Source organism: Undibacterium sp. YM2, from assembly GCF_009937975.1.
Classification (GTDB): domain Bacteria; phylum Pseudomonadota; class Gammaproteobacteria; order Burkholderiales; family Burkholderiaceae_D; genus Undibacterium.
This window is the reverse complement of the sequence record NZ_AP018441.1, coordinates 4,798,664-4,821,477: the sequence shown is the minus strand read 5'-3', so window position 1 is coordinate 4,821,477 and position 22,814 is coordinate 4,798,664. Positions and strand designations below refer to the sequence as shown.

Annotated in this window: 17 protein-coding genes; 7 read left to right on the top strand and 10 right to left on the bottom strand. The window is 53.1% G+C overall.

What is annotated here, in order from left to right; all coding sequences use genetic code 11:
• Positions 1–67: 67 nt before the first annotated feature.
• Together UNDYM_RS22070 and UNDYM_RS22065 are read left to right on the top strand one after the other, a co-directional pair.
• Entirely contained in the window at positions 68–568 is a 501-nt protein-coding gene (locus UNDYM_RS22070; RefSeq protein WP_162043024.1) for a GNAT family N-acetyltransferase, read from the top strand.
• A 190-nt stretch (positions 569–758) separates the two neighbouring features.
• On the top strand, positions 759–1,250 hold the full coding sequence (locus tag UNDYM_RS22065) for a DUF3060 domain-containing protein (RefSeq protein WP_162043023.1): 492 nt from the start codon (positions 759–761) through the stop codon (positions 1,248–1,250).
• Positions 1,251–1,369: 119 nt separating this feature from the next.
• Here UNDYM_RS22065 and UNDYM_RS22060 read toward each other — a convergent pair whose 3' ends face one another.
• The 7 genes from UNDYM_RS22060 to UNDYM_RS22030 form a co-directional block, all read right to left on the bottom strand.
• A complete protein-coding gene (locus tag UNDYM_RS22060) occupies positions 1,370–3,235 on the bottom strand; it encodes a hypothetical protein (protein ID WP_162043022.1) in 1,866 nt (621 codons plus the stop codon).
• A 16-nt stretch (positions 3,236–3,251) separates the two neighbouring features.
• Positions 3,252–4,256: a ferritin-like protein gene (locus UNDYM_RS22055; protein WP_162043021.1), complete on the bottom strand. Its 1,005-nt coding sequence runs from the start codon at positions 4,254–4,256 to the stop codon at positions 3,252–3,254.
• Between the two features lie 1,110 nt (positions 4,257–5,366).
• The gene (locus UNDYM_RS22050) at positions 5,367–8,204 is read right to left on the bottom strand and encodes a TonB-dependent siderophore receptor (RefSeq protein ID WP_162043020.1); all 2,838 of its coding nucleotides are present in this window, start codon (positions 8,202–8,204) and stop codon (positions 5,367–5,369) included.
• A 1,685-nt stretch (positions 8,205–9,889) separates the two neighbouring features.
• A complete protein-coding gene (locus UNDYM_RS22045; RefSeq protein WP_162043019.1) occupies positions 9,890–11,137 on the bottom strand; it encodes an alkaline phosphatase family protein in 1,248 nt (415 codons plus the stop codon).
• Between the two features lie 88 nt (positions 11,138–11,225).
• Positions 11,226–11,525, bottom strand: a complete 300-nt coding sequence (locus UNDYM_RS22040; RefSeq protein ID WP_162043018.1) for a putative quinol monooxygenase — start codon at positions 11,523–11,525, stop codon at positions 11,226–11,228.
• A gap of 282 nt (positions 11,526–11,807) precedes the next feature.
• Entirely contained in the window at positions 11,808–13,205 is a 1,398-nt protein-coding gene (fumC, locus tag UNDYM_RS22035; RefSeq protein WP_162043017.1) for a class II fumarate hydratase, read from the bottom strand.
• A 123-nt stretch (positions 13,206–13,328) separates the two neighbouring features.
• A complete protein-coding gene (locus tag UNDYM_RS22030; protein ID WP_162043016.1) occupies positions 13,329–15,254 on the bottom strand; it encodes an ATP-dependent Clp protease proteolytic subunit in 1,926 nt (641 codons plus the stop codon).
• Between the two features lie 158 nt (positions 15,255–15,412).
• Between UNDYM_RS22030 and UNDYM_RS22025 the strand changes: the two genes are divergently transcribed.
• Positions 15,413–16,018, top strand: coding sequence for a hypothetical protein (locus UNDYM_RS22025; protein WP_162043015.1), 606 nt, complete (start codon positions 15,413–15,415; stop codon positions 16,016–16,018).
• Here the strand turns inward: UNDYM_RS22025 and UNDYM_RS22020 are convergent, their stop codons facing one another.
• Positions 16,019–16,438 (bottom strand): hypothetical protein, encoded by a 420-nt coding sequence (locus tag UNDYM_RS22020; RefSeq protein WP_162043014.1) that lies wholly within the window; start codon positions 16,436–16,438, stop codon positions 16,019–16,021.
• A gap of 113 nt (positions 16,439–16,551) precedes the next feature.
• Between UNDYM_RS22020 and UNDYM_RS22015 the strand changes: the two genes are divergently transcribed.
• Positions 16,552–17,091 (top strand): histidine phosphatase family protein, encoded by a 540-nt coding sequence (locus UNDYM_RS22015; RefSeq protein ID WP_162043013.1) that lies wholly within the window; start codon positions 16,552–16,554, stop codon positions 17,089–17,091.
• 12 nt (positions 17,092–17,103) lie between these two features.
• On the opposite strand, the gene UNDYM_RS22010 is transcribed toward UNDYM_RS22015, so the two are convergent.
• Both UNDYM_RS22010 and UNDYM_RS22005 read right to left on the bottom strand, forming a co-directional pair.
• Positions 17,104–18,366, bottom strand: a complete 1,263-nt coding sequence (locus tag UNDYM_RS22010) for a cation:dicarboxylate symporter family transporter (protein WP_162043012.1) — start codon at positions 18,364–18,366, stop codon at positions 17,104–17,106.
• Entirely contained in the window at positions 18,363–19,277 is a 915-nt protein-coding gene (locus UNDYM_RS22005) for a LysR family transcriptional regulator (protein WP_174244961.1), read from the bottom strand. Before UNDYM_RS22005 ends, UNDYM_RS22010 begins: the two co-directional genes overlap by 4 nt.
• A gap of 161 nt (positions 19,278–19,438) precedes the next feature.
• Between UNDYM_RS22005 and UNDYM_RS22000 the strand changes: the two genes are divergently transcribed.
• The 3 genes from UNDYM_RS22000 (at position 19,439) to UNDYM_RS21990 (ending at position 22,798) form a co-directional block, all read left to right on the top strand.
• Positions 19,439–20,539, top strand: coding sequence for a porin (locus UNDYM_RS22000; RefSeq protein ID WP_162043011.1), 1,101 nt, complete (start codon positions 19,439–19,441; stop codon positions 20,537–20,539).
• Between the two features lie 20 nt (positions 20,540–20,559).
• Positions 20,560–21,354 (top strand): substrate-binding domain-containing protein, encoded by a 795-nt coding sequence (locus UNDYM_RS21995; RefSeq protein ID WP_162043010.1) that lies wholly within the window; start codon positions 20,560–20,562, stop codon positions 21,352–21,354.
• A gap of 124 nt (positions 21,355–21,478) precedes the next feature.
• A complete protein-coding gene (locus tag UNDYM_RS21990) occupies positions 21,479–22,798 on the top strand; it encodes an MFS transporter (protein WP_162043009.1) in 1,320 nt (439 codons plus the stop codon).
• The last annotated feature ends 16 nt before the right edge of the window (positions 22,799–22,814 follow it).

Below are 22,814 nucleotides of genomic sequence, written 5' to 3'. Positions count from 1 at the left end.
GCTAAGACTGTCCCACCCTAAACTTTTCCCCCGATCATTGAGACGAGGGATACAGAATGAGATATTCATGAATATACAAATACGTCCAGCCCAACCTGAAGATGCCGCCCTGATCCATGCCTATATCACCGAGCTGGCGATTTATGAGAGAGCCGAGCATGAAGTCATTGCCAGTGTCGATGATGTCAGGCACAGCCTGTTTGCGGCTGACAGCCCGGCGCGTGGCCTGATATGCAGCATCAACGATGTGCCGGTTGGCTATGCGGTTTACTTTCTGAGCTATTCGACCTGGTTGGGGCGCAAGGGCATGTATCTGGAGGACTTGTATATCTCGCCCGGCCAGCGTGGCAGCGGCGCGGGCAAGGCCTTGTTGCGGCATCTGGCCCAGGTGGCCGTCGAGAGTGGCTGTGGCCGTCTTGAATGGAGTGTGCTGGACTGGAATGAACCGGCGATACAGTTTTATTTATCGATAGGTGCGCAGCCGCAGGATGAATGGGTGCGTTATCGCCTTGCTGGTGAGGGCTTGCGAGCCTTTGCGGCAGGTGACAAAGCACTGGCTGCCGCCTGAGTTATCTCCATTGGTCCTGGCAGTTTTTGAGGGGGGTGTTGGCATTATGTTAGCATCCTGCCTTGCCTGGGTGAGCAAAATGCAAATACGGCGTTTTGTGTCACTCACAGGTTACCTGTCTGCTGGTACCGGTTTTTCAAGGCAGAGACAGACAGCATGATCAATCCTTGAGATAAATAAAGGCAGGACGATGACTATCCAAAAACATATATTGGCAGTTTTATTATTGGCAGGCAGCACATGTGTTGTCCATGCAGGCGATGTGTCGGTCAATATGCCGGGCATCAGCGTCAAGGCGCAGGACAATGGGGGCAAGGCGAATGTGCAGATGCCTGGTGTGAGTGTGAATGCAGTGCAAGGCAACGGTAATGGCAACGGCAATGGCGCTGGCAAGCAGGCTGGACGCGCTGATGGCGGACGCATCATGGGCAATGACATGAGCAAATCTACGCAATGCAATGGCCAGCCTGTGAGCATACAGGGCAATGGCAACCAGATCAGCCTCAGCGGGGTTTGTCCCCAGGTCAGTGTGAACGGGAATGAAAACCAGATCACGATAGAACAACTGGGCAAGGTGCAGGTGGTGGGTAACGATAACCAGGTCAGGTGGGCGCAGGCATTGAATGGGGCTAAGCCGCAGGTGCAGAGCTCGGGTAATGATAACCAGATCAGCAAGCAGTAAGCAGGCAGGTCGCTGACTTGAAAAGGGTGTGGATAATCAAACAGATATCCACACCCTTTTTATTTGCCAATCAATATACCCATCGCTTTACTCATTATTTGGATTACTCATTATTTGGATTACTCATTGTTTGGATTGCGCAATGAGCGGCTGAGCTGGGCAAAGTGAGGCAAGGCTGCTTCTTCTGTATCGGCGGCCTCTGCTACCTGCACTGCCTTGAGTGCCACAGCGGGTGCTTTTTCTGCGAGGTCGGCCTGCTCGGCGGCAGTCAGGGCAGTCAGTGGTTTGTCGAGAAACTTGTACAACAGGCTGCGCTGGCCTGCCGTCATGTCGCGTGTGACCGGCATGAACAGGTAGGTTTCAAATGCGGCAGGGGCGGTCAGGCGGTGCAGGATGCTGGCGTATTGATGCACCTGGGCCGGATTGGCCAGGTCCAGCCAGTTGTCCATGCAGGGGGCCATGGCATTCCAGTTGATGAGCACGTATTTATACACATTGTCCCAGGTAGGGGCCATGGCGGCTATATTGCTGTCTGCCTGGCGTACCCGTACATAGGCATAGGTATTGGTCTGGGTATCGAGGCCCTGGGTGGGCGGCGGGGCACTTTTTGCCGGTACGGGCAGATATGCATAGACCGTGCCCTTGGTGGCGCTGGCCGTGACATTGAGCACACCTTGTGCGTCGGTCTTGAGGTTTTGTGTACCCGTCACCTGACCACCGCTGGCCGACAACTGGAATAGCGTGATATCGCTGACCTGGTGCAGCGGCTTGCCACGCGAATACAGCGTGAACTTGACATTGCCGGCAGGGCCCTGGTCCAGATACAGGTTGGGTGTATGCGGTATCAGGCGCAAGACGCTCTCTTGCAACAGCAAGCCATATTTGGAGCTGTGCAGTTCAAGCTGACCATTTTCTATATCTACAGGATTGACCTTGCTGATGTCAAAAGTGACGATGCCTGCGCCTGCTTCATAGGCCTTGCGGTCATACTTGTCATAGTTGATGCTGGCGATGGCATCAGCCTTGCCGGTCAGGAAGAGCTGCAATGTACCCAGGTCCTGCTTGGTGAGGTCCATGCCGGTTTCGCTGACGCTGTTCGACAAATCCACTGTCATGATGCCCTTGCCCTGGCGTGCATGGGCAGCAGCGACAAAGGCCTTGTCATTATCGACAGGCAGCAGGGCGCGGTCACCTGGTTCATGCATGGGTTCGTCCTTGCGCCAGACGCCTATGGTACCGACCACCTGGCTGCGCGCAGGGTTGGGCTGGAAGCCACCTTTCGTCAGTTTGTCGCGTAATGCCTGGAATTGTGCCGTCGTGGCAGAGGCACCTGCGGTGGCCAGGCTGGGGTCATCGAAATAAACTGTGCAGTAGGCATTGAAGCTGACGACGATGCCTTGTGCATCACTGTCTTGCAGTGCATGGTGCAGTGCGGCCAGCGCATCACTCTTGTGTACATCAATCTGCAGGCCGTGCTTGGAAAAAGATGTCTGCCAGTTGACCGAGGCAACGCCTGCGATAATGCCTTGTGCATTGCGCTGGAAGTTGATATAGCGTGCCGTAAAGCGCTGGTTGCATGGCGCGGCGACACGGCAGCCGCCATCTATGCCAAAGCTGATGCCGTCAAAGAATAATTGTGAAGTGCAGGCACCATAGGGTTCCAGGTCTATCAACATGGCGCTGAGCTTGGCCGGGGCTCCAACAAGTTTGTCTGTGGTGACCGGGCCCTTGCCCAGATCAACACTCGATACTGCGGTATTAAAGAATTGTACGCGGTGGGTGCCATGCGGGTTCCAGTTGCCACCGCCAGCACCTGTCTTGACCGATTCAATCGCGCTCTGGCGAAACTGTTGCATGGTCTCGGTTGGTGTCATGACGGTCTGGGAAGTGTTCTCGTCATAAAAACGTTTGTAGTTATTGGTGACGATGGGGTCCCAGGAAATTTGCCCCTTGAAATGGATGCGCGGCGTTTGCAGGATACTCATGCTGTTCTCTCCCGATTCAGGTTTTTTTGTAGATGAAGGCTGGCCCGGCGACTTTGTGCTTGTCGTTCAGGGGCGTATGCAAGGCTTCGATGGCAGCCATGCGCAGGTCAAACATCTTGCGCACCGCAATGCCGAGTTGTGCCGCATCGCCATTCAGGGCCAGGTTCAGTGCATCGACCATGGCGCTATAGGCCTTGGTGCAGGCATCCTGAGCTGACCTGGCTGCCGCTGGTTCCTTGGAAAAATCATGCAGTTGCGGGTCCGCAATCGCTGGAAAGACCTTGGCATAATCCACACCCAGTGGCCCGCCCCAGGAAAAACCTTGCGGCGAATCACTGGCCGTCAGTACCTGGTTGCGGTAGATTTCTTCAAAGCGGTAGAAGTGCGCGAGTTCATTACTGAAGTCCAGCGGGCTGGTGCTGGCACCTTCACCTTCAGAGACGATAATCTGTATGGCCTTGTGGGCATCTGCATAGTTATTCACAGCAAACAACTGGCCCGGGAAGAATTGCTTGTCGTCGATCTGGTTGCGGTTGGCCTGCCAGGCCGTGGCGGGCAGGGTTTTCAAGTAGGCATCCAGTGCTTCATAAAACTGGCCTATGGTGACCGCCTTGGTCGGCGATGCTGCCAGCTTCAGTTGCGGGAAATCGATAGGGTCTACCGGCATTTCTATATTCATGCCTTGCTGCATCGCGGGTTTGCCAAACGGCAGTATGTGCAGGGTAAGCACCTTGCCGTCGTGGCCTATGTCACCGGGCAATGGGCCGGGGTATTTGGGTGGCTGCAGCTTGGGGCTGCCACCGAGGGCGTTGAGGATATTCGCTGCCAGACACAGATGGATCATCTCCTGGTGCGTGATGGAGCGCAGGCGTCCGGCAGCGGGTGCATTGCTGCCCGGCAGTATCGTCAGTTGCGCATACAGGTAGGGCGGCAGGGTGCCAAACTCCACATTGATGGCAGTCTCCAGCATGGCCTGCGCCTGCGCCACACTGGTGATCGGGGATAGTTGTAAGCGTATCATGCTTGCCCCCTGCAGGCATGGTGGCAGGCAAGCGTCAAATGCGTATTCATATTGCTGTTCTCCTTGGCAAGAAGTGATTTGGTATAGACAAACATGGACCAACAAACACAAACGACGGGTGAGACTGCCTGCTGGCAATCCCCGGTTTCTCCTGCGACAGATATTGCAAGCCACAGGCAATGCGCATACATGATCAAAAAGACCTGGACATAGCCCAGGCCTGCGCCGCTGTCCAGCTACAGACATGCAACAGACATGCAGCGGACATACAGCAAAAGCACAGCAAAAGCACAGCAAAAGCACGGCAAAAACACAGTGCGCAGCAAACAGTGAAGACGGGACATGGCAGCAGGCCAGAACAAAACCGGCGGGCTTGACCATGGTGTTTATTGGAAAGATTTCCCCTGTTTGCGGCGGCTACAGAAGTCAGATAAATTAATAATTTGAATTTACTATATGATAATAGTGAAGGATGGGATATTTTGTCAAATTTGCATTAATGAGACAGATTTGTCACAAAAATGCTGGAACCAATGTGAGGCAGGGAAGAGTTGCCAGGCGGGTATGAGCAGTTGAGGGTGACCTGCCGCCCAGCCTTGTGGTTTCGCCTCAGGGGGCAGTATTTTCATTACCAACGTCCGTGGCATGCGCAGTAACATCCAGTCACACGCCGACAGAGCTCTACAGAGAATAATCGCCTGACCAAGCGCCGCAAATCAGGCGTGCCAAGCTTGAACATAACGGGTGTCACCATCATCCTGGACATCCGCTCACTGCTGTCCGGAATTATGTTCTTGACAAACAATAACGAGTAAATTCCCTCCCTTTCAAGGGGAGGGTTAGGGTGGGGATGGGTTTCAGTCGATTGGCTGTAAATGATTTTGCTACAGAAACCCATCCCCATCCCAACCTTCCCCTTGAAGGGGAAGGAGTTTCAAGCATGATCGCTGACAAAAATTATTCAATTGCAGAATTAAGTCTTCGACGTAGAAAAATCGCCGGGACGCTGTTCGTACTTGACTCTCCGAATGAGTCAAGATAATTATTCCGGACAGCAGTGGGACACCCGCTACGTTCCAGGCTACTTCAACATGCAAAGTTTCTGTCAAATCAGAACTTGTAGATCGCACCGATATTGATGAAACGCCCAACCGCACCCGCCGAGTGCAAAGACAGATTGTATGGGCGCCCGCTGCCATAGGTGCTGACGTCAACCGGTGGTGCCTGATTGAACAGATTGGAGACCGATGCATGCAAGGTCCATTGCTTGCCCATCTTGTAGTTAAGCGACAAATCAGTTTCCAGGAAGGGTGAGACCCGGCAGAAACGTGCAGGTGTATTTCCTTCAGGGAATACGCCATTCATTTTGCCACCCTCACTACATGTGGTCTGTCCCAGGGTAGGATCAGTCAGGTCGTAGCCAGATATCCAGTGCAGGCTGGTGGCGACTTCCAGCTGGCCCATATTCCATGTCAGGTCCAGCTGCGCCCGGTCTTTTGGATTGGCGGTATCGGCACCAATACCGGCTGGTCCGTGCGTGCCTGCCAGTTCATAAGTCTTACCGTCGATAGTCATGGCATAGCTGAAGGCGTGCGTATATTGAAACTCGGCCTTCAGACTGCCATATTCACCCAGCTTGAAGGTGTAGCGGGTGTCGAACTCTATGCCGCGGGTGCGCGTGCTGTTGGCATTGACCGGGGTAGCCGGATAGTAGGCGATCCGGCCCACAGGGGGCGTACACGAAGTGGTGCCGCCATTACCGTCAGCGCAGTCGCTGAGTTCAGGGGAATTGCGCACCGGTGTGCCAGAGAGTGGGCCACCAATAATCTGATCCTTGACGGTGATCTGGTAAAGATCAATTGCCGTACTCCAGCCTTTGACGGGTTCCAGTATCACGCCCAGGGTGGCCGATGTCGATTTTTCAGGCTTCAACGCCGGATTGGTCGTGGTCAAACCGATCAGCGACTCGTTGCAAGAGGCGACGACAGTGCCTTTAGGATACATGCCATTGGCCAGATAGCCGCCTGGGCACAGCACCGGATCGTTCGCATTACCGACCCCGCCGCTGCTTGCCGAATTACCGTTCTCGGCCGGGCCTGGCGCTCGGAATCCTTTAGCCACTGTGCCGCGCAGCGCAAATGCATTGCTCGGCGTCCATTTGAACGCCAGCTTGGGCGTGCTCGAATTGCCGGCCAGGCCATAATGATCAAAACGGACTGCGCCATCGATTTCCAGACCCTTCAACACCGGTGCGATAAATTCCGCATAGGCAGACGTAGCCGTCTCAGAACCAAAGGCATACGCGCCATTGGTCAGCCCATCTGCTTGCGGCATCGAAGGTGCCGACAACTTGGTATGGAAAGACTGCAGGCCCACACTTACCATCAGATCGCCACCGTCAAGTTTTGTCAGCGCACGCGCGGCACGCAGCTCGCCAAAGCTGAGCTCTGAGGTGTCGAACGAGGAAACTGTCCTGAAGATGTTTGCCATGTCGGCCGCGCTATTTGTTCCCGTCACCGAATACGGATTGCTACTGCGACTCAAGGCAGCATTCATCGCCGGCACATTCACGTTGCCCGTGCTTACCCGGTTCAGATTGTTACGGGTATAACCAAGCGAGGCGTCGATGTCCCACGCACCCAGAGTGCCGCTAAGATCAGCCACCAGCCGGTAGGCCTTGGAGTCGGTAGTGATGTTACGTGCCGGAGCACCCGGGATGGGGCCACGCACGATGGCAGGCACGCCAAAGGGATTTCCCGGATAGTCGGCAGGAACGCGGATGGAGGGAATGGCTGTGCCAGCGATATAGTGAGGTGCCACGCCGGACACCATTTCCAGTTGAGTGGGATAGGATGAAGGGAAGTTGCTGAAACCCTGTGGCAGGGTAACCTTGCTCTCGAACAGGGATGCCTTGATATTCACTTTCCAGTCCTTGCCCAGGTTCCTGGTATAACTGCCCAGGATATTGATGTTTTCTGTCTTCGGCTGGATCTGTTTGAACGGATCTTCATAGGCGCACCCACCGGATGCCAGTTGGGAGTAGCTGCCACAAACCGTACCGGGGAAGAAGGCGAAAGCAGCGCTATTGTCAGCGCCCGCTATCCGCTTCACATTCGGATTCAACAGATAAGGCGACAGCACCGTGGGCGCAGTTGATTGCGGGGTCAACACGCCCAGCGCCTTGTTCGTGCCACCATAGGCCGACATATCCAGGGCCTGCCACAGCCCCGCGTCACGGCGCTGGGTATAGTAAATCGGATCCTGCTTGCGATATTCCACGCTGATATAGGAATTAAAACCGTCCTGGTCAAGTTTGCCGATGCCGTGGCTAAACGTCGCATGAGTTGTGCTGCCGCCTCCCTGGCTGGTAGTACCCGTTTCGGCTGACAGCGTGGTGCCGACCAGGTTCTTTTTCAGAATCACGTTGACCACGCCGGCCATGGCGTCGGAGCCATAGACCGCTGAGGCACCATCCTTGAGGATTTCAATTCTCTCCACAGCATCAAAAGGAATATTCGAAATGTCGACAAACGAGCGCGAGCCATCATCGGCCAGCGGGTAGCCCGCCATGCGGTGACCGTCTATCAGCACCAGGGTAGCATTGTTGTTCAAACCACGCAGCGAAATGCCGCTGCCGCCAGCCGCAAACCCGCCCGAAAATGTTTGGCTTAGCGTCCCTGCCCCGTTGGCTGTTATATGCTGTAATACCTCTGACACCGAGGTGTAGCCTGAGTTTTTCAGGTCGGCTGCATTAATCACCTGTACCGGGCTGGGCGTCTCAGCGTCAGCGCGGCGGATGTAAGAGCCGGTGATCTCGACGCGATTTACAGGGCTTGCCTTGGGTTCAGCTTCTTGTGCAAATGCGACGCCGGTGAGCGAAGCGGAAAATGCTCCGGCTGCGATGAGAGTGGCAATTGCCTGGGGTAATACCTTCAATTTGTTCGTCATATCAATTCCTTTTTTGTTTATTCGAGTCTCCGTGTTTACTCCCTATGCAGGTCAGCCATCGCTCGGCAACGATGGCCAGACCAATTCCTTGATACGTGAGTTTTGACGAGGTCGGATTGATGGTGACGCACACTCTTGTGCCAACCAATGCCGTGCCCGGTTGCTTCAAATTTGTGTTGCCTGTTGTTCGCGTCACCAGACCGACGCGGCTGGCAAACGCAGCACCTGATCGCTCTTGCAAGCGAGCTTCAGGCTTTGAATATGGCGAGTGCCCGTATTCGACCGTACTTCAATTTTTTAAGCGCATCAGCAATGCCTTGTGCAATATCAAATACCATTGCGCGCGTTGTTTCCGTCGTGTCAGGCCGCCTTTTGCATGCACTCGATACAGTGCCAAGTGAGAAGCCCTTTGCTTCAATCAAGTCCTGGCATATTCATGTCAAAATTATTGATGTAAATAATATAAATAATTAATGCGAAACTTCACTAAACAGGATCATGAAAGGCAAGCCCTGACGATAACTCATCCTAACTTTGTCTGGAAAATTCAGTCAATCAGAGCTTATTTGCGCTTTTCAGTTTAGTTTGTTTACGAAACAAAAATGACGGAAATTAGCAACGGTTTTTTTGCAAGGAAGGAGATGTAAAGTGCTACCGAAAGAAAGCATGGAGCTTTTGAAATTGATGTCGAGTAAAGCGAGAAAGTTTTCGAGAAATATCTGACCTCTTGTGAAGCGCTTGTATTCTCACATGAATTATCTCGACTCCGTGCTGAAGTTGCCGGTCTAAATCAGCAAGAGTGCATTGGCGGGGTTCAGTTTCATTGATAGGACTTACGCAAAACTACCCCAAAGCTTGCAGCCTACCGGACTTCCCAATTCGTCATATCCGCGCAGGCGCACTGCAGTCCGGAATAATTATATTGACTTGTTCTGAAATCAATATATAGCCGACGTCTTGGCATTTTTTCTGTGTCGGAGACTTGATTTTGTAATTGAATATTTTCTGCCAGCAGTCATGCTTGAAACTCCTTCCCCTTCGAGGGGAAGGTTGGGATGGGGATGGGTTTCTATCGCAAATTCAATTGCCGTTGATCGACCGAACCCCATCCCCACCCTGACCCTCCCCTTGAAAGGGAGGGAATCTGCTCATCATTTTTTTTGCACGCTATTCCGGACAGCAGTGCGCGCAGGCGGGTATCCATGTCTGATCGGCCTCACCTGTCTTAAGCCTGTGCGGGTGATCAACGATGGATTCCCGCTAAAAGCATGCGGGAATGACGGTTTGGGGTGCATAGGATGGCTTGCGCCCATTGTGCTCATTGCTATACATGCATGGCCGACAAAAGAACTGTCAAGGCCAATTTTGCATAAGCCCTCATTAGAACTCATTTCATAAATATGAATGAGGCGCGTTTGCCTCATAACACGGATTGGCAATGCGGATACCGCCGTTAATAGTGGCACTATCCATAATAAATTCTATGCTGTCTGGCACATGTTATGAGACAAACCCTTCGGGAACTGACGATTTGGGCGCATTGCTGCGTTGCGTCCTTTGCTAAGGCAGGAGCCTTAGCTGCAGGCCACGCCTTGCACTGCATCCCAAATCGCCTTGTTCGCACTCATCCCTATTTATGAAATGAGTTCTAGTAATTTTTAGCATGGATACCAGAGGCGATATTTTCAATCCGTCAAGGCCGCCTGGGTCGCGTCGATATTTCCATCGGACGCCAGTGCAGGCAGCTTGATGAGCTTCATCAGCAGCGGGTACACATTGACATTGTCAAACGGTGGCAACACGGTGGCTTTTTTGAAGGCCGGGCCGTTTGCGATGAACAGGGCCTGCATTTCCTTGCTGAGGTTGTCGTAGCCGTGTGAGCCCCGGTTGGCCTTGGTGGCTGCCTTGGCATCTGGCACCACCAGCCAGCCTACATCGGCTGAGCAGACAAAGCGTTGTACGCGGGCGTTTTGGCCGAAGTGAAAGCGTTCCGGAATGTTTTCTTTTTTCCAGCACTGCATGTGTTCATGTTTTTTCAGCAGCGCTTTTGCCACGACTTCTTCCTGCCCGGGCTTGGGATTGACACCTGCATAGCTGCCATAATTGACGACTTCATAGCTGGCCGGGTCAGCAAGCTGATCCAGCAATATGGTGCGTTCAGGGCTGGTTGCGGCCATGCCGTGGTCAGAGACGATGACGACATTGGCTTTGATGCTGCGGGCGCGCAGGCCTTTCATCATGTGGGCAATGGCCGCATCCACACCGGCGGCAGCGTCCGTCACTTCTTTGGTATCCGGGCCAAAATCATGGCCTGCGTGATCGACCTGGTCGAAATACACGGTCAAAAATCCGGGGCGGTCTGCCACAGGTTTGTCGAGCCAGCTTAGCATGGTATCAACCCGTGTAGCAGGAGGCAGCTTGTCATCAAAAGTACGGTATTCACTGGGGCGCACGCCTTGTATGGCGGCCTCAGAACCGGGCCAGAACATGATGCCGGTTTTTACCTTGTTCTTTTCTGCAGTGACCCAGACTGGTTCAGCCCCGTCCCACCAACGCCTGTCAAGCACGGCTTCTTTATTGCTGAGCTTGAAGCGTACGCCGGGTATCTTGCTGTCTTCCATGGTGTTACCGACGATGCCGTGATGGTCAGGGCGCAGGCCAGTGACCAGGGTGTAATGATTCGGGAAGGTGATCGACGGGAAAGAAGGGCGCATGGCCTCGGTACGCACACCATCTGCTGCCAGCGCGTTCAGCGTGGGGGTCACACCGCGTGTCAGGTAGTCAGGTTTGAAACCATCTATCGATACCAGGATGACGGGATGGTAGTTGTCGTCGGTATTGCTGGCATGTTGCCGCTGCGTGGAAGAGCAGCCAGCGATGGTCAGACTCAGCAAGCCGTAGCTGAGGATTTTTTTGCAAGATGGTTTCATCATGGTGACTCTTGGTGTAAACAATAGCTAGGGGCCAGGCACAAGGTATCGTGCCTGCGGAGGCAGCATGCATTCTAAGATCAGTGTCTTACTACGCGATGACAGGCCCTAAAAACAGCACGGTTGCTGGCCCGGCGCGAAAGCTGGGGCTGTTGGCATCGGCCTCTATCATATAAGGCATGGCGTCATGTGCATCCAGCGCTGCCTGGGATGTCCAGGTTTCTATGAGGACGAATTTGTTTTCATCGCCGGCAACAGGATGCATTTCATATTGCAGGCAGCCTGCTTCGGCACGCACCAGCGGTGCGAGTCTGGTGAAGGTGGCGATCTGTTCGGCAGCCTGGCCAGGTTTGGTCTGTATCAGTATGACGAGTTTAAGTTGTTCGGACATGTGGTTTCCGTTGGGTGTTTTGTGTTGTGCCTATTTAAGACCAAAAATCTTTACCACAGAGACACAGAGAAGAGCGAGGAGAAGAAATTCGTATTAAAAAAATTGGCTGATTTAATGCATGTTTCTGTTTTTCTTTCAGGTCTTTCTCTGTGCTTCCTCTGTGTCTCTGTGCCTCTGTGGTGAGAGGTCTTGATCCTGATGTCATGAATATATGTGATGGATGAGCAAGACGCACCCTGCAAATGACGCAGGGGATTTTGAGTCCCGTGCGTTCATAAAAAATTACACCATATCCTCAGGCCTGACCCAGCCATCAAATTCCTCAGCCGTCACATAACCCAAAGCCAGTGCGGCTTCGCGCAGTGTCGTGCCTTTGGCGTGGGCATGCTTGGCAATGGCGGCAGCGCGGTCATAGCCTATGTAGGGGTTGAGCGCGGTCACCAGCATCAGGGAATTGTCGAGTAATTCCTTGATGCGTGTGCGGTTGGCCTGCATGCCACGGGCGCAGTGTTCTTCCAGGCTGGCCATGCCGTCGGCCAGCAGGCGGCAGCTTTGCAGGAAGTTATGGACGATGAGTGGTTTGAAAACATTCAGTTCAAAATTGCCGGAGGCACCGCCTATGCTCAGTGCCACATCATTGCCCATGATCTGGCAGCACAACATGGTCACTGCTTCGCACTGGGTGGGGTTGACCTTGCCCGGCATGATGGATGAACCTGGTTCGTTTTCTGGTATCTGTAATTCACCGAGGCCAGAACGCGGGCCGGATGCCAGCCAGCGTATGTCGTTGGCAATCTTCATCAGTGCGGTGGCCAGGGTCTTGAGTGCACCATGGCTGCTGACCATGGCATCATGCCCGGCCAGTGCGGCAAAGCGGTTGGGGGCTGCGTCAAAGGCAATGCCGGTATCGAGAGTCAGGCTGGCCGCAACCAGTTTGCCAAAATCTGCATGGGTGTTGAGACCAGTGCCAACTGCCGTGCCGCCGATGGCCAGCTCTTGCAGGGCGGGCAGGGTGTGGCGTATAGCGCGCTCTGCATAATCAAGTTGCGCGACCCAGCCAGATATTTCCTGGCCCAGTGTCAGTGGTGTGGCATCTTGTAAATGGGTGCGGCCTATCTTGATGATGTCGGCAAATTCTTTGGCCTTGGCATCCAGCGTGGTGCGCAGTTTGGCGAGCGATGGCAATACCTGGCTGATGACGGCAATGCTGGCCGCCACATGCATGGCGGTAGGGAAGACATCATTCGATGACTGGCCCATGTTGACATGGTCATTTGGGTGTACGACCCGGCTCATGCCGCGCGTGCCGCCCAAAAATTCAGAGGCACGGTTGGCCAGCACTTCGTTCATGTTCATATTGCTTTGCGTGCCAGAACCGGTTTGCCATACTGACAGCGGGAATTCTGCTGCATGCGTGCCCGTCAGCACTTCTTCCACCGCCTGGGCAATCGCTTCTGCCACTTTGGCATCAAGCAGGCCGAGGTCACTGTTGACCTGGGCAGCGCTGCGCTTGACGCGTGCCAGGGCCAGCACCAGTTCTGGCGGCATGGTTTCTGTGGAGATGGCAAAGTGATGCAGTGAACGCTGGGTTTGCGCGCCCCACAAGGCGGCTGCGGGGACGGCGATGTCGCCAAAGGTATCGCGCTCTGTTCTTTGCGCGACAGTAGTATCGGTTTTCATTTACACCTGCTCCTGAATGAGTTCTAAGATTTGGCGATGGCTGCCGACATTGTAGCGCTGAAGCCAGATGTCTGCCATGACAGCTGCCACGGCAGTTATGCCGGGGCATGCCGGAAGTAGCCTCTATTTCGCCTGCATCAGAGCACTGAGAATGATATGCCGGTCAGTATCCTGCATGCGCAGGATGTTACGGTACATGCTGAGGATGGCATCGCACTGGAACATGGGCTGGTCGTCATAGGCAGCCAGATTGGCAGTGACTTGGCGCTGCAGCGGGCTCAGGCGCTCTTGCAGTTTGCTGGCGCTCCTGGCAAATTCTTTTGACCCCATGTAATAACTGACGCTGCGCGGGCTGCTCGCCAGCATTTTCTCCATCAGGGCCGTATCACGCTTGACCAGTTCTTCCGGCATGGTGCGATGTATGCTCAGTCTCCCTTTGATCAACTGGCCGCAGGCTTGTGGGCTGATGTGCCGGGCGGCTTCCAGTTGCTCGGACAGTAATTGTGCGTGTTCATCGAGCAAATCATCTGGCGCACTTTTCAATGCACGCAGATAGATATCTCTGGTCGCCGTCTTGACGGCATCCTGTATGTCCAGCTGGTCCTTGCCCTGCTGCTTCATGCTCCAGATCAGGTCAGCCACTTCATTCATTTTGCCGGGTGAGTGCCTTTCATACTGGCGCCAGATACTGCTGTTGTTGAGGTTTGCGAAGACTTCGTCACGCGACTGCAAATCGAACAGGCTATTGGCTTCACTACCCAGCGAAACCCGGGTGATAACCCTAGCCTTGAGCAATTCTTCGCGGTTCGGGTACCACATGCCTTCGGGCTTGATCTGCAGCACTCTCTGGATAAAATCGTCGGGCAAATTTGCTGACCGGTAGTATTTTTCCATGCCTGAGCTGGCAATCGCCAGCGTAGTGTCGCTCACGCCAGGAAAACTGGGTTGGTGAAAACCGATGTGGGCATTCGGGGTTGCAGCCCTGTCCTTGCCCGCCAAAAACACATAAGTACAGGCGCTGCTGCACTCGCCCTCGACATAGGTATTGAGCTGTCGCGATTTGAGCAAGCTGGCCATTTGCTGGGCTTCGCGCAAGCGCCCGCCGGGCGAGTTCAGGGAAATGGTCTTGACTTGCGGTGCTTTTTCCAGGGCGGCGGCAAAGCCGGCCATGCTGCCTTCGCCCAGAGTGCCTCGCAGGTTCAGGACATCGCCTTTGGGCGTACTGGTGATCACGACCGTGCTCATGCTGTCGTGCCCTGTCGCGATCAGCGCATACTCTTTCATTTGCGGCAGATAAGACGACAAGGTACTCAGCAGCATGGCCAGGGCATTAAAAAAAACCAACATCATTGTCAAACCTGCGACCCAACCTGAACCGCCGCGCTCAGCATGTTTGCTGGCAGAGCGTACGATGCCAGTGATGGCCCATAGCCATAACATCCCGGAAATCACGAAACCCATTATGTTGATCGCCGCCAGCATGCGCAAACTGACATCTGTCACTTCCAGCAATCTGGATAAGCCTATCATCATCAATGCCGCCAGCAGGCTACCTATGCCAAAGCCATTGACCCAGAATGATTGCGCCAGCGACAACTGGCCACGCCAGTGTGCCATCATGTATGCACCCCAGGCCGTCAGTCTCGCAGGCTGCTTAGGCAGGGGGCCTACGGCCAGTTGGAGATGCTTGTACTTTTGATTCAATCCCAGGAAATTCAAAAGCGCAAGCAGCGCCATGAGCAACATACTCATCATAAATGGGGGTCTGTTGAGCAAGTCCGGGTTCGATATCACGCGAGCACATAAAGCGATGGCAAGCATCAGGTTGATCGCCGCAAAGCCTCTGGCAAAGCGCAGAAAACGCGGCTTAGCCGTATCATTGAGTGCGTACCAGGGAATCAGGTGAATGATTGGCAGCGCCATTAATTCAGTCCAGGGCCCAAATAGCGTCACCAGTCTCTGAGGCAATCTGCCCGTTGCTTCCAGTAGTAAGACCAGGCCCAGCAATATCATCAGGGACAAATTGGCTATGCGCGTGAACTTGATCATGGGTGTTACGGAGAGGCTGGCAGGATAAAGCGAGAGCATCGCATATCAGGCTGGCAGATGGCAAGGCGCATCTATTTGTGCTGCGTGGACAAGGGGCACGGTGAGGTGTTCTAATACAGGATTATGCTCATGCCAGAAAGACGCTCACAAGAAATTTTATGCAAACCGAAACAGATCAAAACCTGCAAACCCTGCTCCACATATTGCCACCTGGCCCGCGTATTGCGATCATAGGCAGTACTGCCTTCTGGCATCCCGACAGTGAACAGACTTGTCAATTGCTGGGGCAAGCTCTGGCATCCATCCCTGGTCTGGTGCTGCTGACGGGTGGCGTCAGTGGCATAGGCGAGGCCTGTGGCCGCAGTTTTTACCAGCGCCGCCAGCAATTGCAAATGCCGCCCCAGGTATTCCACATCCTGCCGCAAGGCATGGCTGCCTGGGATTATGGACAGACCCTGCATGCAGGCAATGACATGCAGGAACGCCGCGCCGTGCTGGCGCGCATGGCACCCTTGTATATCGTCATCGAAGGTGGGCCCGCGACGGCAGATGAAGTGCAGATCGCGCTCAGCAACGGCGCGCTCGTCATCCCCGTTGCAAGATCAGGCGCTTGCGCACGTGATGCGTATGCCCAGATCAGCAAGCCAGCAATTGTTACTGCGGACTTATGGGCAGTACTGGGAGATGATGCTGCAAGTGTGGAGCAGACGGTGGCGGCGGTGATGGGGATGGTGGCTGGTTTTCTGCAATTGCAGGTCAACTGATTAAAAAGAAAGTACCAGCGCCCATGGCGGAGTATTTCTGGCAATGCAGCCATAGCCTACGGTACCTGGACGCGTCGCATTACCGACGCTGGTAGGTAGCAGGTCTAAGCCCGCTTGCCCAGACTTGTAAACCAAATCTACCGGGCTGAGTGCGAGGAGCATGCCCCCAAGTAAAAAAATGGCGGCAGTCAATGTGAATTTGCTGCTGCGCCAGATGACGACAGGTAGCACAAGCATGGCGAGAAGCGTCCAGTAAGACAGTGAATGTCTGCTGGCATAAGATGCCAGCACAACAAATACCAGCATGATGCAGGGAATGACAGCCAGCACTTTCAACAGCTTTAGCAAGCTAGGCGGCATGGCGTTTCTTATGTTCAGCACGACATTGCTGATCAATGCCCTGTTACCCGGTAGTTTCATGAGTTATTCCTGCAAAACTGATATGCAAGCATAACATGGTGACGTAGTAAAATCTTCATGCATGCACTGACGCCTGCACGGGTTATTTTCCCTTTTTTGTTCATAGAGCCATTATGCGAACTTCCCTGACCTGCTTTTTCATTTTCTGTACGATGCTCTTCCCCATGATGTCCAGTGCTGAACCTGAACTCATCATCCTGGTGCGCCATGCAGAAAAAGCAGTAGAAAATCCTGCTGACCCCGGCCTGTCAGCAGCAGGGCAGGCGCGTGCGCAGGCACTGGCGCTGGCTTTGCAGAACGCAGGTGTCAGCAGCATCTTCACCACGCAATTCAAGCGTACCCGCGAAACGGCACAGCCGCTGGCGCAGGCCAGGAATATCACGCCGCAGGTGCTGTCTGCCAAACGCGGTGCCGAGCATATCAAAGAGGTGGCTGATGCCGTGCGTGCCAGCAGCGGCACCGTGCTGGTCGTGGGGCATGGCAATACCGTACCCGCAATTGCCACTGCGCTGGGCGCGCCTGCGATGAAAGAGTTTTGTGAAAGCAGTTACAGTCATGTGCTGGTTTTACGGCCCGCCGGACCGGACATGCACGTAGTGCAAACACGTTATGGTGAAGCCGATACGGGCAAGTTCAGCGCAGATTGTCAGTAGCAGCCCATTTATTCATGGCAAATCAAGCTGCTGCTGCAGGAGTTTGCGGTCGCAGGCCCCTTCCCAGATGCTGACAATGAGGCAAACTACAACATTGCTGATGGTACTTGTAAGGGCCCGGGCTTCTGACATGAAGCGGTCTATACCCAGCAAAAGAGTAGCACCTTCCAGTGGCAAATCCGGGATAATACCCAGGGTTGCCACCAGCGCTACAAAGCCACTGCCGCTGACACCTGCTGCCCCTTTAGATGTCAGCAACATGGTTGCAATCAAGCTCAGTATTTGTGCATTGCTCAGTTGTATATCGCAAGCCTGGGCAATGAATAGTGAAGCCAAAGTAAGGTAAATCGCAGTCCCATCGAGGTTGAAGGAATAAGCCATTGGTAACACGAGGCCTGACACCTCTTTTTTGCACCCCAATGTCTGTAGCTTTTGCAAAAGCGGTGGCAATACCGGTTCGGACGAGGAGGTGCCAAGAACCACCAATAGTTCCTCACGGATATAGCGGATTAACTTCCACAGGCTAAAACCGTGCCATCTTGCCAGCCCACCCAGGACGAGCAATACAAAAGCCGTACAAGCAAGATAGAAGCTCAGAATCAGATAGCTGAAACCGGCCAGGGATTGTATTCCATGCTGGCCTACAGTGAACGCCATGGAAGCAAAAGCTGCCAGCGGTGCCAGCTTCATGATGACGTCAAAGATGCTAAAAAATATCTTTCCCAGTTCGTCCATGAGCTTCAAGGCATAGTCGTTGCTGGGTTTGGCGCGCGCTATGGCAAAACCGGTCAACATGGCCAGCAAAAGCACTGGCAAGATTTCCGGTTCAGTAAATGCGCTGACAAAAGTTGTAGGAATGATTTGCATCAAAAATCCGGCTACCCCCTTTTCTGCCGTGTTGGCAGGCAGCGCTGGCAGCAAGTGTTTATCTATAGCGGCGGTCTGCAAATGCCATCCCACCCCGGGTTGCAATAAAGTGGCTGCCAGCCAGCCCGATAGCAGGGCGAGCAAGGTCAAAAAATAGAACAGACCCATCGATTTAAAAAGCGTACTCGCTACACTACTGCCATGTCGATGACTGTGACTGGCAATGCCAAGGACGATAGTGGAAAATACCAGTGGCGCCAGCATCATCCTGATAAGCTTTATAAAGGCATCGGTCACCGGCTTTATATCGCGTCCAAGATCTGGCCATAAATAGCCAAAGCAAATACCCAGTATCACCGCGAATATCACTTGTATGTAACGCTGTCTAAACAGGGTTGATGACTTCATTTTGGCAGTGATCTCTTGTTTTTTGCCATGCTGCTGACCAGCATGTCGAATAGAGTTTGTGCCGCCGGTGGCATAATGCGACCCCGCTTGCTGATCATACCCAGAGTTCTTTGTATGACAGGTTCAGTCAGTGGAATACCGACCAGCCTGGGATTTGCGGGCAATGAGAGGCGGGGTACCGCCGCTACGCCCATGCCAGCTTCGACAAGCGCAAGCAGGCCGGAAACATGATTGACTTCATAATAAATCGTGGGGTGCTTTTCTACTCCAGCCAGCGCATTGTCGATCAGGCTTCGGTTGCCGCTTGATTTGGCAACTGCGATATAGCGCTCCTTGGCAGTTTCTTTCCAGGTCAGCTTCTTTCGCCTGGCGAGCGGATGATCTTGTGGTACCGCCAGTACAAAGTGTTCTTTATAGATGGGCTGGAAGTCAATTTCCGGGTTTTCTGCGCCTGCAAAATTGATGCCAAAATCGGCTTCACCTGCCAAGACCAGATTCAAGACGTCCTGCGCGCTTTCGTCATGGATTCGTACACGGATTTTGGGAAAACGCTCAGTGAAACTCTTGAGCACACCGGGTAGAAAATAATGGACAGCAGAAGGCACGCATGCGAGGCTGATGACACCTGTCCGGTGTGCCGCAAGATCAGACACGCTCAGCATGGCACCCTCAAGTTCATCCAGCGCATTTCTGACATTTGCCAAAAAAATCCTGCCAACATTCGTCAGCTGCACGCGACGGGTAGTTCGTTCAAACAGTTTTACACCAAGCAAGTCTTCCAGCTTTTCTATGCGGCGGCTGAGTGCTGGCTGTGAAAGGAACAGGTCCTCCGCTGCATGCTTGAAGCTGCTACGTTCAGCTACGGCAACAAATGCCTGTAATTCCTGCAAATCGAAATTGATGCGTCCCATGCATTAATCTTAATAAATATTGCAATTCACAAATTATGCCATGTGTTGGATGATGCGTACCAGCCTGAATAAGAACATTGATCCGCCAGGAGCGGCCAATTTTTTGGCAAATACTTAACGCCTCATCAAGAAGGCCGCAATTAAAATCCTTTGGAGACAATGTGAGAAAATTTACTTACCTTGCCATTTTAATATGCGCAAGCGGCAGCGCATCTGCACAATCCCAAGTTGACGTTTATGGCATCGCTGATCTTGGTGTGCACTACAGCCGTGGCATGAATGCTGGCAATACACCTGTTTCTGGTGCTTCAGTTGGCAGCAGTCTTGCATTAAATAGCGGCGTCAATAATACCAGCCGATGGGGTTTTAAAGGGCAGGAAGACCTGGGGGCCGGTGTGGCAGCGGTTTTTCAGTTCGAAGGCGGCTTGAATTTCGACACCGGTACATCCGCAAAACCCGATAAATTGTTTGACCGGCTTTCTTTTGTCGGTATCAAGTCGAACTACGGTAATCTGACCGCTGGTCGCCAGGCCACAATATTGTCGGATGCAATCTCAAGCGTCGATCCATTGGGCATGCGCTACGCCAGCTTTAATCCGAATATTAATATAACTGCACTCAGCAACACTGCTTTTGGCACGCATGCGTTTGGTGTGCAGTATGGCAGCAGCGGCTATGCAGATAATTATTATCGCCTTGATAATATGGTGAAATATACACTTGAAACCGGCCCCTACACTGTACGTAGCTCCTATTCCTTTGGTGAAGTGGCAGGTAGCAATTCTGCCTTGTCCAGTGTTGCCGCTGGCCTCGCTTATCAGCGTGATGGCTGGTCAGTTTCCGGTGCATATATGAAATTGAAAAACAGCGCCGGCTCTAACCTTCAGGCTTACACACTGGGTGTTGCCTATCAATATGGTGGCCTGGTATTCAGGGCGAATGCAGGCGATAACAGTGCGGAAACAGGTCCGGGTAAACAAACACGACAGCGGATTGCTTCTGCCGGGGTGGCTTATTCGATTAACCCTGAACTGAATCTGACGACGGCCTATTATCGTGTGCGTCGCGAAGCAAGTACTTATTCCGATGATGGTTTTGATCGCAGTTTTGTTTATCTGGAACAGGCATTATCCAAACGCAGCATGCTCTATGCGGAAACTGACTATACCAGCTGGAGAGGCAACGCTGCCGGCATCACTGCTGGTCAGGCAAACAGCAGCCGCGGCCTTGGCTTGACCCTTGGACTAATGCACAAGTTTTGAATCAGTAAGGAGAAAGTATCATGTCCACACCCAAACGCATCGCAAGCCTGGTTAGCATTATTTGCATGAGCGTCGCTGCATTATGTGCAAGTGAGCAGGCTCAGGCAGCCGATATACGTGTCGTCAGCTCTGGCGGTTTCGCCCAGGCCTACAAAAACCTGGCACCCGCTTACGAACTTGCCTCTGGCGACAAGCTGCTGTCGGAATGGGGCCCATCAATGGGTAAAACTAGCAATGCTATCCCGGTACGCATGGCACGCGGCGAAGAAATAGATGTTGTCATCATGGTTGGCGACTCGTTGGACAAGCTCATGAATGAAGGCAAGCTGGTCGCTGGCAGCAAGGTGGTACTGGCTAATTCTCCCATCGCGTGTGCAGTAAAAAAAGGAAATTCAAAACCTGATATCAGCACGACAGTCGGCCTGAAAAATGCTTTCTTGCAGGCGCGCAAAGTCGCCTATTCTGATAGCGCCAGTGGTGAGTACATCAAGCATCAATTGATGAAAAAGCTGGAGATAGAAGAGCAAATGCAGGGTAAGGCCGCGCAAATACCTGCCACCCCTGTTGGCGAAATCATCGCGCAGGGTGAGGCTGACTTTGGATGCCAGCAACGTAGTGAACTGTTGCCTGTACAAGGCATAGAAATTGTTGGTTTGCTTCCGCAAGAAGTGCAATTACAAACGCAATTCTCTGCTGCTATCGTCAAAGGAAGCAAAGTGCAGGGACAGGCGCAGGCATTGCTGAACTTTCTTGCGGCGAAGAAAAATGCTCCAGTGATTGCAGAGACTGGCCTGGAGCCAGTTGCCGGTAAATAGATGTAAGGAATGCTGTTCGCATCCATCCTGTCCGGGATCATTCCGTCTCATCCGGTTTCATTCAGTTTTTTAGCAGATATGGCCAGCATGAACGCCCGCCATCAGAGTACAAAGGTCGAATAAAATGTCCAGCAACCCATCAGTAGCACCAACTCTCGTTGATCAGGTGCCCATAGCTCCTGCACAGCGTCAGTCGAAGTTTTCCAGCGTTATTCGTGTCACCAGTGGAAACTTCATAGAAATGTATGATTTTTTCCTTTTTGGATTTTATGCCACCTATATTGCCAAAGCCTTTTTCCCGGCCAGTAGCGAGTACGCTGCATTGATGATGACGTTTGCCACCTTTGGTGCCGGGTTTTTCATGAGGCCATTGGGCGCGATTATTCTTGGTAGCTATATTGACCGCATAGGTCGCCGCAAGGGCCTGGTGCTGACATTGGCTATCATGGCTTCAGGAACGGCGATGATAGCCTTCATCCCCGATTATTCCACCATAGGCTTGCTGGCACCCTTCCTGATACTGATAGGACGCTTGCTGCAAGGCTTTTCTGCCGGCGTGGAACTCGGTGGTGTGTCAGTGTATCTGTCAGAAATGGCGACACCGGGACACAAGGGGTTTTATGTCAGTTGGCAATCGGCAAGCCAGCAAGTAGCGATCGTATTTTCTGCGGGACTGGGCTACTTTCTCAATGAAACGCTGAGCAAGGAATTTATCGCCGACTGGGGTTGGCGCATCCCTTTTTTCATTGGCTGTTCCATCATCCCTGTTGTATTTTACATCCGTCGCTCTTTGCAGGAGACAGAAGATTATCTGGCTCAAAAGACACATCCCAGCTTCAAAGAAATGTTGAAAACCATTTCGCTTAATTGGCCACTGGTGGTCGCTGGTACCATGTTAATCGTCATGACAACGGTGTCGTTTTATCTCATCACCGTTTACACACCGACCTTTGGCAAAACCGTACTGAAACTGACAACGGTAGAAAGTCTGCTTGTAACCCTTTGTGTGGGCGTATCAAATTTTATCTGGTTGCCGATAATGGGCGCACTTTCAGATCGTATTGGCAGATGGCCGATCATGGCTTTGTTTTCTGCCCTTACAATGGCGACAGCTTACCCTTTGTTATCATGGCTGATTGTTAATCCCAGTTTTGAGCACATGTTAATGGTCGAACTGTGGCTGTCTTTTCTATATGCCAGCTATAACGGTGCCACCATTGTCGCACTGACGGAGATCATCCCTGTGCGCATACGCACCACCGGCTTTTCCCTTGCTTACAGTCTTGCAACGGCATTGTTTGGTGGTTTGACGCCGCTGATTTCTACCTGGTTGATAGAAAGCACGGGCGACAAGGCCGCACCTGGATACTGGATGGCTATGGCTGGTGCCTTCGGCTTGCTGGCCACCTTGCTGATTTATCGCGGTGTGGTGAAAGAACGTTAGTCCCCTGGCAAGATAG

Bases quoted from the DNA above. Each gene is read 5' to 3' on its own strand.
- UNDYM_RS22025 (WP_162043015.1), top strand. From the start codon at position 15,413: ATGCAAACCGAAACAGATCAAAACCTGCAAACCCTGCTCCACATATTG.
- UNDYM_RS21990 (WP_162043009.1), top strand. From the start codon at position 21,479: ATGTCCAGCAACCCATCAGTAGCACCAACTCTCGTTGATCAGGTGCCC.
- UNDYM_RS22065 (WP_162043023.1), top strand. From the start codon at position 759: ATGACTATCCAAAAACATATATTGGCAGTTTTATTATTGGCAGGCAGC.
- UNDYM_RS22020 (WP_162043014.1), bottom strand. From the start codon at position 16,438: ATGAAACTACCGGGTAACAGGGCATTGATCAGCAATGTCGTGCTGAAC.
- fumC (WP_162043017.1), bottom strand. From the start codon at position 13,205: ATGAAAACCGATACTACTGTCGCGCAAAGAACAGAGCGCGATACCTTT.
- UNDYM_RS22030 (WP_162043016.1), bottom strand. From the start codon at position 15,254: ATGATCAAGTTCACGCGCATAGCCAATTTGTCCCTGATGATATTGCTG.
- UNDYM_RS21995 (WP_162043010.1), top strand. From the start codon at position 20,560: ATGTCCACACCCAAACGCATCGCAAGCCTGGTTAGCATTATTTGCATG.
- UNDYM_RS22050 (WP_162043020.1), bottom strand. From the start codon at position 8,204: ATGACGAACAAATTGAAGGTATTACCCCAGGCAATTGCCACTCTCATC.
- UNDYM_RS22015 (WP_162043013.1), top strand. From the start codon at position 16,552: ATGCGAACTTCCCTGACCTGCTTTTTCATTTTCTGTACGATGCTCTTC.
- UNDYM_RS22045 (WP_162043019.1), bottom strand. From the start codon at position 11,137: ATGATGAAACCATCTTGCAAAAAAATCCTCAGCTACGGCTTGCTGAGT.
- UNDYM_RS22005 (WP_174244961.1), bottom strand. From the start codon at position 19,277: ATGGGACGCATCAATTTCGATTTGCAGGAATTACAGGCATTTGTTGCC.
- UNDYM_RS22055 (WP_162043021.1), bottom strand. From the start codon at position 4,256: ATGATACGCTTACAACTATCCCCGATCACCAGTGTGGCGCAGGCGCAG.
- UNDYM_RS22010 (WP_162043012.1), bottom strand. From the start codon at position 18,366: ATGAAGTCATCAACCCTGTTTAGACAGCGTTACATACAAGTGATATTC.
- UNDYM_RS22070 (WP_162043024.1), top strand. From the start codon at position 68: ATGAATATACAAATACGTCCAGCCCAACCTGAAGATGCCGCCCTGATC.
- UNDYM_RS22060 (WP_162043022.1), bottom strand. From the start codon at position 3,235: ATGAGTATCCTGCAAACGCCGCGCATCCATTTCAAGGGGCAAATTTCC.
- UNDYM_RS22040 (WP_162043018.1), bottom strand. From the start codon at position 11,525: ATGTCCGAACAACTTAAACTCGTCATACTGATACAGACCAAACCTGGC.